This window comes from Deltaproteobacteria bacterium (genome assembly GCA_016875225.1).
Classification (GTDB): domain Bacteria; phylum Myxococcota_A; class UBA9160; order SZUA-336; family SZUA-336; genus VGRW01.
Window position 1 is genome coordinate 1 of record VGRW01000103.1, and the last position, 9,934, is coordinate 9,934.

Here is a 9,934-nt window from a genome sequence, read left to right on the forward strand (position 1 = left end):
GGGGTCTCCTGGCGCGCGGCGCGCAAACACGCCGAGGCACGCTCAGCACGCTCAGCACGCTCACCGAAACGTGAACGACAGCTGCCCCGGCGGTCCTCGCGGCGACGCGCGCGCCTCGTGTGCGCTCTCCGGCTCGCCTCGCCTCCGTCGCTCCTCTCGCGCGATGCGGCGCGTCGCCTCCGGCTCCGTCGCGATCTCCACGACGCGCAGGCACCCTGCACAATGCACGCACACGAGCACCTCCGCCGGCCGAGCCCTCGACAACCAGGTGCGGTTGCAGCCCGGGGTCGCTTCGGCGTTCGTTCGCGTCGGCACGGTGCTGCGGGCGTTCGTTGAGCAGCACTGGGCCGCCAAGGTCGCCAAGCTGAACGGGTCGCAGCAGGTCGACATGCGCGAGTTCCTGTTCGGTGCCGAGCGCGAGGACCTCGGGCCCGTGCGGCCGGGACTCGTCGAACTCCAGCACGGCGCTTGCTTCTACTGCGGCGGCGCGCTGCGGAAGGCCGAGGTTCACGTCGACCACTTCCTGCCATGGGCGCGCTACCCCAACAACAGCCTGTACAACCTGGTGGCCGCCGATGCGCGCTGCAACGGCGACAAGCGTGCGCTGCTCGCGGCGGTTGGGCACGTTGATCGCTGGCGTGGGCGCATGACCGAGCAAGGGGAAGCGCTGACCCACCTGGCCGGCCAGGCGCACTGGGCGCTGGGGGACGAGCGCGTGTTGGGAGCGGCGCGGTCACTGTATCTCGGACTGCCGGCGGCATCGCGCCTGTGGCTCGGTCCCGGCCGGCGTGAACCGGTTGCACACGAGCCATTGCGCGCGGCATTGCGGTAGCGACGCAGCCGGTCGCGTCGTCCGATCCGGCGCCAGGAATCCCAACCATCTCGTCGCGGCGTCAGGTCGCGGCAATCGGACCCTGCACCACCTCCACCGGCTTGCCGGCTCTGCGGAAGCGGCACACGACGTCGTTCGTCCCCTTCGAGGCGATGAGCGGCTTGTCGACGAACGCGATCGCGGCATCGGCCAGGCGCACAACCTCGGCGTTGCGGATCGGGCCCGCCGCCGCGCCGTAGCGACGCCAGTCGGCCCGCACCACGGTGACCGGCAGGGCCAGGTCGCGCGCCACCTCCTCGGCCAGCGCGTCGGCCCCCGCGGCACCGCCGGTCACGATTTCGCGCACCGGGTTGCGTTCGACGAAGTGCGCCACCGTCTGCGCCATCAGGGCGCGGTCCGTGAACGTGCGGGAGCCGACGAGCGCCAACTTCATGCCCGCCATGGTCCAGCGCTTCGGGGCCGATGGCAAACGACACGGTTTGTCGCGGCGGAAGTGCTTCAGGATCGTGGCGCGCTTCGCCAGGGTGTTCGGCGCGAAATACGACATGGGCGCAACGACGATGTACTTCAAGTTGTCGGCGCACGCGCGGTCCCAGAACTGCTCGACGGGCACGGCTCCGGTGGTGAAGACTTTGGAATTCGTATCGATCTGGTCGCCCGCGAGGCGTCGCTGGGAGAGCAGCGCCAGGAGCGGGGCGTAGTCGCTCGCACCGGCGACTGCAAGACCAGCGACCCGTGCCAGAAAGGCGTGTGCAGCGCGGGCTTGTGCTCGTTCACGTCGACGTGCTGCCTGTCCGACGGCGAGTGCGACGACTTCAACCCATGCACGCAGGACGCGTGCGACAAGGGCAAGTGCGTGTACACGGCCGCAAGCGTGCCCGGCTGCTGCTCGCCGACGCCGCTCTCCAACAAGTTCGATGGGAGCGACGAAGGGTGGGCCTCGGACCCGGCGCAGGCCGGCCTCGACTGGCACTGGAAGGCGTGGAACAACGCGAAGTCGCCGCCGGGCGCGCTGCACTTCGGCGACAAGACCTGCATCCTCGGCGCGCCCGACGACCGCAAGGCCGGGCTGCACTGGCTCGAACGCCTGCGCGGGCTCGGTTCCGAGGAGTGGGCTTCGGCCTGGAAGATGGACGTGATCGTGCGCGACCATCCCGAGTTCTTCGCGGCGCTGCGGCGCTGGCTCGACGGCGGGCACGAGCTGGTGTTCGTGTTCGGCAACCACGACCTCGAACTGCATTGGCCGGCCGTCCAGGAGCGCGTGCGGCAGGCGATTGGCGGCGACACCACGCGCGTGCGCTTCTGCGAGTGGTTCTACGTCAGCGACGGCGACACGTTCGTCACGCACGGCCACCAGTACGACCCCTACTGCGCCGCCGACCCGGTGCACCCGCTCATCGAAGTGCGCGGCAAGTCGCGCGTGCGCATCCCGTTCGGCGACCTGGCCAACCGCTTCATGCTCAACGGCATGGGCTACTTCAACCCGCACGCGACCAACAACTACATCATGAGCGGCAAGCAGTACGTGCGCTTCTTCTTCAAGTACATGGTGCGCACCGAGGATAGGACAAACAAGCGCGATCCTAGCCCGGAGTTCCGGCAAGAGGCGTTCTGTAACATCCGTCGCCAGCGCGGAATCGGGCGCCCGAAGCGATGATCGGGCCTCTGAGCGGCTCGGCCACAACGCGCAGGTCGCGTTCTACGCGCAGCACCAGCTCGAGACGCTCTCGCCGGAGCGCACGCTGCTCGCGGAGCTGGAGTCGGTCGCGAGCTTCGACGACATCCCGCGCCTGCGCAGCCATCTCGGCGCGTTCCTGTTCTCGGGCGACGACGTGCAGAAGAAAGTCTCGGTGCTCTCGGGCGGCGAGAAGGCGCGCCTCGCGCTCGCGAAGATGTTGCTCCGGCCGAGCAACACGCTCGTGCTCGACGAGCCGACGAATCACCTCGATGTCGAAGCGTGCGAAGTGCTGGAGAGCGCGCTCGCGGACTACAGCGGCACGCTCGTCTTCATCTCGCACGACCGCGACTTCGTGAACGCGTTGGCGACGCGCGTCGTGGAAGTGCGCGGCGGCAAGCTGCGCGAGTTCCTCGGCAACTACGACGCCTACCTCACGAAGCTGCGCGAAGACGCCGAGCGCGCAGCCGCGACCGCGGCGCCGAGCGCGACCCTGGTGAACGGAACCACGGCGCCCCCCGCGAGCGATGCGCAGCGCACACGCGAGGAGCGCAAAGCGCGCGAGCGCACGGAGCGAAAGATCGCGCGCCTCGAGGAGCAGATCGGCGAGAAGGAGGCGCAGGTCGAGGAGCTGGGTGCGCGTCTCGGCGACGCCGACGTCTACAGCGACTACGAGCGCGTGCGCGAGATCGAGGCCGAGCGCGATGCGCTGAAGGACGAAGTCGCCGGGCTCTACGCGCAGTGGGAGGCGCTCGCAGCCGAGCTCGAAGCGGCGGATGCTCGGTGATCTTCACGAAGCGGCTACGCGACGGTGTCCGCAGCGGCGAGATCACCTGCAGCGTGCGCATCTGGATCCAGCCGCGCGTGAAAGTCGGCGGGCGCTACGCGATGGAAGAAGGTCAGATCGAGGTCGACTCGATCCTGCCGATCACCCTCGCCGACATCACGCCCGAGCTCGCGCGCGCTTCGGGCTTCAAGGGCGTGGTGGACTTGCTGAAAGTCGCCAAGCACGGCCGCGGCGAGAACATCTACCTCGTGCGCTTCCACTACCTGCCGCCGGCGCGCGCGAGGAGAGCGCGTCGCTGAGCGCGACGCCGCTCGGACGTGCAACGGGGACGTAGGTGCAACGCGCTTGCACGTGTGAAGTCGCACGTACGTCCCCGTTGCACGTTCATGGACCTGCCGCAAAGCGCTTCCGCTCCGCGATGCGCGCGCGCGAGGCCGCGAGTTGCTGCGCGAACGCGGCCTCGCTCTCGGCGCGGGCGCGCACCTGGCGCGCGGCTGCGAGGCACTCGTCGGCTTGCGCGAGCAGGTTGTTGCCGATGCACAGCAGATCGAGGCCCGCGGCGAGCGCCTGCATTACGGCGTCGACGGTGTTCGCGGCGCCTTGCAAGCCCTGCATCTGGAGATCGTCCGTAACGAGTAGGGCGTGCGGCTGCGCGGCGCGGAAGCGCGCGACGGCGACGGGCGAGATCGACGCGGGGCGCTCGAGGATAGGACAAACAAGCGCGATCCTAGCCCGGAGTTCCGGCAAGAGGCGTTCTGTAACATCCGTCGCCAGCGCGGAATCGGGCGCCCGAAGCGATGATCGGGCCTCTGAGCGGCCCACCTGCTCGACGCGAAGCCCGAGCAGGTGAGCTTCGACGGCGAGTCGTTCCGCGTCGCGGGCAGCGAGCGGAAGCTCTCGTTCCGCCAGGTCGCGGAGGCCGCACACCTGTGGAACGTGCCGATCCCCGGCGAGGAGCCGGGCCTCGAGGCAGTCGCGCGCTTCGAGCCGACGGGCACCACGTTCCCGTTCGGCGCGCACTTCTGCGAGGTCGAGGTCGACCCCGACACCGGCGAGGTCTCGCTCACGCGCTATCTCGCGGTCGACGACGCGGGCAAGATCGTGAATCCGCTGCTCGCCGACGGGCAGCGGCTCGGCGGAATCATCCAGGGGTTGGGTCAGGCGATGTGCGAGGAGGTCCGCTACGACGAGAACGGGCAGCTGCTCACCGCGACGCTGATGGACTACGCCATGCCGAAGGCCCACATGTTCCCGCGCATCGAGCTCGACTCGACCTGCACGCCGACGCACCTGAACCCGCTCGGCGCCAAGGGCATCGGCGAGCTCGGCACGATCGGCTCGACGCCGTGCATCGTCTCGGCGGTTCTCGACGCGCTGCGGCCGCGCGGCGTGAAGCACCTCGACATGCCGCTCAAAGCCGAACGCGTCTGGCGCGCGCTCCAGGAGGTGTCGCGATGATTCCCGAGACCTTCGAGTACGCCGCGCCGCGCAGCCTGAAAGAAGCGATCGAGCTGCTCGCGCGAACCGCGGACGCGAAGCTGCTCGGCGGCGGCATGAGCCTGATTCCGGCGCTGAAGCACCGGCTCGCGGCGGCGTCGCTGCTCGTCGATCTCGGCCGCGTGCCGGATCTCGAGGGCATCTCCGAGAAGCGCGGGAAGCTCGCGATCGGCGGGCGCACGACGCACCGCGCTCTGACCAATCTTCGAGAGTTCGCAGACGTCCACGTGATCTGCGAGACCGCCGGATCGATCGGCGACGTGCAGGTGCGCCACCGCGGCACGATCGGCGGCAGCCTCGTCCACGCAGACCCCGCCGCGGACTGGCCCGCCGCGTTCCTCGCGCTCGACGGCGAGGCGACCGTGGTCGGCCCGAAGGGCGAGCGCGCGATCCCGGCCGCGCAGTTCTTCACCGGCATGCTCGCCTCGGCCGTGCGACACGACGAAGTGTTGACGGAGGTGCGCCTCTCCGTCGAGCGCAAACGCGCGGGAACCGCCTACGTGAAGCTGCGCCAGCCGGCGTCGGGCTTCGCGATCGTCGGCGTCGCGGCGCAGGTCACGCTCGACCGCGGCGGCCGGATCGAGCGCGCGAGCGTGGGCGTGACGGGCGTGAATTCGGTGCCGTTCCGCGCGGCCGCGCTCGAGAAGCGCCTGGCCGGAAAGACGCCCGACGCCGCGACGCTGCGTCCGGTCTGCGCGCGGATCGAGGAGGCCGACCCGATGGAGGACCTCCACGCCTCCGCGGACTATCGCGCGCATCTCGTCGGCGTGTTCGCGCTGCGCGCGCTGCTCGCCGCGAGCGCGCGAGCGGCCGCGTGAAGCTCGAGGGCCGACAGCTCGTCGAGACGCCGATCGCCCAGGCCTGGGAGCGGATCATCGACCCGCGCGTGCTGCGCGCTTGCACGCCCGGGCTCGAGAAGCTCGAAGCCCGCGACGCCGACCACTTCGACGCGCTGCTCGAAGTGCGCATGCCCGCGCTGACCGGCCGGTTCGAGGGGACGCTCGAGTTCCTCGAGCGCGTTCCGCCCGAGCGCGTGAAGCTGCGACTCACGGGCAAGGGTCCGGTCGGCTTCGTCGACGGTGAGGTGGTCCTCTCCCTGGCGCAAGTCGACGAGGGCACGAGCGTGTCGTACGTCGCCGACGTGCAGATCGGCGGCCAGATCGCGCGTCTCGGCCAGCGCATGATCTCGGGCGTGACGCGCGAGATGGCCGGCCAGTTCTTCAGCGCGTTCGAGCGCTGGCGGCCCGAAGCTCCGGAGCAGAAGGTCGCCGCACCGCCGGTGAGCTCGTTCTTCCAGCTGCTGTGGCGCACGCTGCTGCGCCTGCTCGGCCTGCGCCGGGACGACTGAGCGCCTCCGTGATCGAGGCCTGCGTGCTCGCCGCCGGGCGCGGGTCGCGTCTGGGCGGCGCGAAGCACCTGCTCGCGCTCGACGGCGTGCCGCTGCTCGAACGCGTCGTGCGCACGCTCGCCGCCACCAGCGCGGCGCGGATCTTCGTCGTGCTCGCACCCGACGACGTGCGCGGCGCCGCCCTTGCCGAGACTCTCGGTGTCGCTGTCGTACTCGCGGAGGATCCCGACGAGGGTCGCGCCGCATCGGTGCGCGCCGCGGTCCGCGCGGCCTCGCCCGACGCGATCGGGTTGCTGTTCGCGCTCGCGGACCAGCCGTTTCTCGAGGCCGCCGACTTCGAGCGCCTGTTCACGGAGCTCCGCGCCGAGCCGGGCGCGATCGTGCGAGCGCGCTACGCGGGCGAGCCGGGGTCGCCCGTGCTGTTCGCGCGCGCCTTCTTCCCCGATCTGCTCGAGCTGCGCGGCCGCGAGGGCGGGCGGAGCGTGATCGCGGCACAGGCTGACGCGCTTCGCTTCGTCGACCTCCCGCCGCCGCGCGGCCGCGATCTCGACCGCCCCGAGGATTTGCCGAGCTGACGCCTCCGGCTACCCTGCCGCGCCATGGAAAGAACCTTCTCGATCGTGAAGCCCGATGCCGTCCGCGCGAACAAGACCGGTGCGATCCTCGCTCTGATCGAGGGCGCCGGCTTGAAGATCGTGGGCACCAAGATGATCCAGCTCGACCAAGCCAAGGCCGAGGGCTTCTACGCCGTGCACAAGGAGCGCCCGTTCTTCTCGAGCCTGGTCAAGTTCATGACCTCGGGCCCGGTCGTCGTGTCGGTGCTCGAGGGCGACGACGCGATTGCGCGCTATCGCAAGCTGATGGGCGCGACCGACCCCGCGAAGGCCGACGCAGGCACGATCCGGAAGCTCCACGCGACCAACATCGAGCAGAACGCCGTGCACGGCTCCGACGCGCCCGAGACCGCGAAGGCCGAGATCGCGTACTTCTTCGCGGAGACGGAGCTGGTTCGACGCTAAACTCCGCCGCGCAGGAGATCCTGATGTCAAAGGCACACGGAGCGGCGGCTGAAGCGAGAGCGCGAGACGCGGCTCCCAAGCCGATGACGCGCGCGGGCCACCACGCCCGGCTCGTCGAGCTTCTCGAGCCGCGCCCGCGCGGACGCCTGCTCGACCTGCCGTGCGGACAAGGGGCGCTCTCACAGGCGCTCATTCAGCTCGGCTTCGACGTCACCTGCGCCGACATCGATCCCGGCTTCTTCCGCTTGAGCGGCACGCCCTGGGTCCAGGCGAACCTCAACGCGGCTCTGCCGTTCGGCGCGGAGGAGTTCGACTACGTCGCCTGCATCGCCGGACTGCACCGCCTGCACTCGCCGCAGATCGCGATCCGCGAGTTCCGCCGCGTGCTGCGCCCGAAGGGCACGCTGATCGTGTCGTTCCCGAATTACGCTCATCTGCGGCGGCGTCTCCACTTCCTCTGGCACGGATACATCTCGAAGGGAGTGACGCTCCGGTCTTTCGACGTGCAGACGGTCGAGGACGAGGACGCGCACTTTCGGACGACCCTCCTCTGGCCCACCGTGCGGCAGCTCCTGCTCGCGAACGGGTTCGCGGTGGAGCAGCTCGAGCCCGACCGCCGACGCGCTCGCTGGCTCCAGGCTCCCCTCGCCGCGCTGATCCGACTCGTCGGACGTCTCACGCGCGACGAGAGCCGCGAGGCCTACGCGCTCGACGAGGTCTCATCGAGCGCGATTCTCACCGGAGGCGACAATCTGATCGTGGTCGCCCGGAAGTCGTGAGCGGCGAGCGCGAGCTTCGCGTCGAACGCTTTCGACACGATGGCTTGCGCTGGCGGGTCGCGAGCGGCGCTTCGAGCGCGATCCGCTCGCGAGCGGGCTGGGAGAAGCTCTCCGCGGACGGTGCGTTCCGACGCATTCAAGGACGCCGCGACCGCGAGGTGCACGAGGGCTGGCTTCGGGACTGCGATCCGCCGCTGCGTGTGATCGCGAAGACGATGCGCTACCCGCGGCTGCTGCGCTGGCTGGGCCACCTGCTGCACTCGACCCGAGCGGCGCGGGAGTGGCGCTACCACTCGATCGCCTTTCGCGCCGGGCTTCCCACCGTGCGGCCGATCGCGCTGGGCGAGCGCTACCGCCTGGGAGCGCCCGTCGCCAGCGTGCTCGTGACGGAGTACTGGGAGCACGACGCGACACTGACCGGGATCGCTCGCTCGCCGGCCTCCGCTCCCGCGCTCTCCGGGCTGCTTCGAGCGCTCGGTGAGGCCGTGCGCGACATGCATCGGCTCGGCTTGTTCCACGACGACCTTCACCCCGCAAACGTGTTGGTGCGACTCACCGGCGACGATCCACTGCGTGTGATCGACTGGAAGCACGTGCGCCGCAGCCGCTGGCCGCTCCGACGGCAGGCGTGGAGCCAGCTCGGAAAGCTCACCTGGCAGTTCGAGAACGCGGCGCTCTTCCGGAGCGACGCACCCGAGCGCGAGGAAAACTTCTACTCCGGCTACGCGGGGCAGAACGCGCAAGGAGCCCGGAGCGCGGTGCGCGGCTGGCTCGCGCGCACCCGCGCGCGCCTCGGCGAACGCGCCGCGCGCCGCTGCACCGCGACGAACTCCATGTTCTCCCGCCTGGAGCAGAAGGATCTCGTCGGGTTCGAGCGCCGCGCAGCGCTCCCCGCGACGCTGCGCAGCCCGGAGGCGCTGCGGAGCGCGGCGGCCGCGGGAGCATTTGCCGACTCGGGCGAGTCACGGGCCTCGATCGAGGTGCGCGAGGTCGCGGTCGAGCCCGAGGGCGATCCGCTGCGGATCTGGCGCGAGGCCAACCGGGTGCACGCGTCGCACCCGCTCTCACCGAAGCCCATAGCCTGGCTCCAGTCTCGAGACTCGCTCCGAACCGGCTGGCTGTGCACGCGGCTGGAGGATCCGTCTGCCGTATCCGAGAGCGGAGATGCGCGAGCGGATTTACGACCTCAGTAGCGTGCGATCACGTGCTCGGAAATGTCGCGGAAGATCTCGCGCGCGTGGTCCATCGGCGGAAGCAGGGTGATCTCGCGCAGGCCGGCGCGCTCCGCCTCGCGCAGCTGGTGGATGATCTCGTCCGGGGTTCCGGCGAGGATCCAGGTGCGGATCGCTTCGGGGGTGATGAAGCGGCGCTCCTGCGGCACGAGGAAGCTGCAGTGTCCTTCGTGGATCTGCAGGTAGCGCTTCTCGCGCGGCGTCTCCATCTTGCCGACGTACTCGCAGTACTCGGCGAACAGATTGCGGACCGACGGCGGAACCTGGTTCGGATTTCCCGACTGCTGCACGCCTTCCCAGCAGTAGTGCAGCGCCGCGGCGACCTGCGAGCCGACCGCGTCGATCACGCGCTCGCTCGTGAGCGTCTCGCCCGGACGGAGCACCACGGCGCTGGTCAGCGCGGCGGTGTGGAAGTCGGCGGGCAGCGCGCGTCCGACGCCCGCCGCGCCGGCCGCGATCGCGGCCAGGCTCGCGCGCGTCATGTCGGGCGGCTCGTTCAGCGCGGAGATGCGCCCGTCGCCGTACGCGCCGGCGGCCGCGAGCGCGCCCGGACCGTTGGCCGCGACCCAGATCGGGATCGGCCGGTCGAGCTCGATGAAGCCACGCTCGCGGTGCAGGAAGCGGATCGCGCGCGTCTCTCCGGAGGGCGACGAGCGGGGCGTTCAGCTTCGTGACCGCGCCGGTCTTCGCGTCCACCCGGTAGAGCTCCAAGATGTTGTCCGTGTCCTGATCCGCCAGGTAGACGACGAAGCGGCCCTTGGGATC

Annotated in this window: 14 protein-coding genes; 11 read left to right on the forward strand and 3 right to left on the reverse strand. The window is 70.2% G+C overall.

Annotated elements, in window-relative coordinates; translation table 11 throughout:
* The first annotated feature begins 163 nt into the window (after positions 1–163).
* Positions 164–832, forward strand: coding sequence for a hypothetical protein (locus FJ108_16520; protein MBM4337492.1), 669 nt, complete (start codon positions 164–166; stop codon positions 830–832).
* A 61-nt stretch (positions 833–893) separates the two neighbouring features.
* On the opposite strand, the gene FJ108_16525 is transcribed toward FJ108_16520, so the two are convergent.
* Complete coding sequence (locus FJ108_16525; GenBank protein MBM4337493.1) at positions 894–2,072, reverse strand: DUF2493 domain-containing protein; 1,179 nt, start codon at positions 2,070–2,072, stop codon at positions 894–896.
* Between the two features lie 21 nt (positions 2,073–2,093).
* On the opposite strand from FJ108_16525, the gene FJ108_16530 reads away from it, so the two are divergent.
* The 3 genes from FJ108_16530 to FJ108_16540 all read left to right on the forward strand — a co-directional run bounded on the left by FJ108_16530 (position 2,094) and on the right by FJ108_16540 (position 3,593).
* Positions 2,094–2,489 (forward strand): hypothetical protein, encoded by a 396-nt coding sequence (locus tag FJ108_16530; protein ID MBM4337494.1) that lies wholly within the window; start codon positions 2,094–2,096, stop codon positions 2,487–2,489.
* Positions 2,490–2,664: 175 nt separating this feature from the next.
* On the forward strand, positions 2,665–3,294 hold the full coding sequence (locus FJ108_16535; protein MBM4337495.1) for an ATP-binding cassette domain-containing protein: 630 nt from the start codon (positions 2,665–2,667) through the stop codon (positions 3,292–3,294).
* The gene (locus FJ108_16540; protein MBM4337496.1) at positions 3,291–3,593 is read left to right on the forward strand and encodes an ASCH domain-containing protein; all 303 of its coding nucleotides are present in this window, start codon (positions 3,291–3,293) and stop codon (positions 3,591–3,593) included. The genes FJ108_16535 and FJ108_16540 overlap by 4 nt, the downstream gene beginning before the upstream one ends.
* Positions 3,594–3,678: 85 nt before the next feature.
* On the opposite strand, the gene FJ108_16545 is transcribed toward FJ108_16540, so the two are convergent.
* The gene (locus FJ108_16545) at positions 3,679–3,909 is read right to left on the reverse strand and encodes a hypothetical protein (GenBank protein ID MBM4337497.1); all 231 of its coding nucleotides are present in this window, start codon (positions 3,907–3,909) and stop codon (positions 3,679–3,681) included.
* 207 nt (positions 3,910–4,116) lie between these two features.
* Here FJ108_16545 and FJ108_16550 point away from each other — a divergent pair, with 207 nt between their 5' ends.
* The 7 genes from FJ108_16550 to FJ108_16580 are packed head-to-tail and all read left to right on the forward strand — an operon-like array spanning position 4,117 to position 9,130.
* Positions 4,117–4,752 (forward strand): hypothetical protein, encoded by a 636-nt coding sequence (locus FJ108_16550; protein MBM4337498.1) that lies wholly within the window; start codon positions 4,117–4,119, stop codon positions 4,750–4,752.
* Entirely contained in the window at positions 4,749–5,609 is an 861-nt protein-coding gene (locus tag FJ108_16555) for a xanthine dehydrogenase family protein subunit M (GenBank protein ID MBM4337499.1), read from the forward strand. Before FJ108_16550 ends, FJ108_16555 begins: the two co-directional genes overlap by 4 nt.
* The gene (locus FJ108_16560) at positions 5,483–6,139 is read left to right on the forward strand and encodes a carbon monoxide dehydrogenase subunit G (GenBank protein MBM4337500.1); all 657 of its coding nucleotides are present in this window, start codon (positions 5,483–5,485) and stop codon (positions 6,137–6,139) included. Before FJ108_16555 ends, FJ108_16560 begins: the two co-directional genes overlap by 127 nt.
* The gene (locus FJ108_16565) at positions 6,028–6,714 is read left to right on the forward strand and encodes a nucleotidyltransferase family protein (protein ID MBM4337501.1); all 687 of its coding nucleotides are present in this window, start codon (positions 6,028–6,030) and stop codon (positions 6,712–6,714) included. The genes FJ108_16560 and FJ108_16565 overlap by 112 nt, the downstream gene beginning before the upstream one ends.
* Positions 6,715–6,738: 24 nt before the next feature.
* Entirely contained in the window at positions 6,739–7,158 is a 420-nt protein-coding gene (locus tag FJ108_16570; protein ID MBM4337502.1) for a nucleoside-diphosphate kinase, read from the forward strand.
* 23 nt (positions 7,159–7,181) lie between these two features.
* The gene (locus FJ108_16575) at positions 7,182–7,937 is read left to right on the forward strand and encodes a methyltransferase domain-containing protein (GenBank protein ID MBM4337503.1); all 756 of its coding nucleotides are present in this window, start codon (positions 7,182–7,184) and stop codon (positions 7,935–7,937) included.
* Positions 7,934–9,130 (forward strand): hypothetical protein, encoded by a 1,197-nt coding sequence (locus FJ108_16580; GenBank protein ID MBM4337504.1) that lies wholly within the window; start codon positions 7,934–7,936, stop codon positions 9,128–9,130. Before FJ108_16575 ends, FJ108_16580 begins: the two co-directional genes overlap by 4 nt.
* On the opposite strand, the gene FJ108_16585 is transcribed toward FJ108_16580, so the two are convergent.
* On the reverse strand, positions 9,124–9,795 hold the full coding sequence (locus FJ108_16585) for an LLM class flavin-dependent oxidoreductase (protein ID MBM4337505.1): 672 nt from the start codon (positions 9,793–9,795) through the stop codon (positions 9,124–9,126). The genes FJ108_16580 and FJ108_16585 overlap by 7 nt on opposite strands.
* Positions 9,796–9,934 lie beyond the last annotated feature (139 nt).

What these genes read in the sequence shown, in the direction of transcription:
- FJ108_16520 (MBM4337492.1), top strand. Translation starts at nt 164, where the DNA reads ATGCGGCGCGTCGCCTCCGGCTCCGTCGCGATCTCCACGACGCGCAGG.
- FJ108_16525 (MBM4337493.1), bottom strand. Translation starts at nt 2,072, where the DNA reads ATGCAGTTCGAGGTCGTGGTTGCCGAACACGAACACCAGCTCGTGCCC.
- FJ108_16545 (MBM4337497.1), bottom strand. Translation starts at nt 3,909, where the DNA reads ATGCAGGGCTTGCAAGGCGCCGCGAACACCGTCGACGCCGTAATGCAG.
- FJ108_16555 (MBM4337499.1), top strand. Translation starts at nt 4,749, where the DNA reads ATGATTCCCGAGACCTTCGAGTACGCCGCGCCGCGCAGCCTGAAAGAA.
- FJ108_16570 (MBM4337502.1), top strand. Translation starts at nt 6,739, where the DNA reads ATGGAAAGAACCTTCTCGATCGTGAAGCCCGATGCCGTCCGCGCGAAC.
- FJ108_16575 (MBM4337503.1), top strand. Translation starts at nt 7,182, where the DNA reads ATGTCAAAGGCACACGGAGCGGCGGCTGAAGCGAGAGCGCGAGACGCG.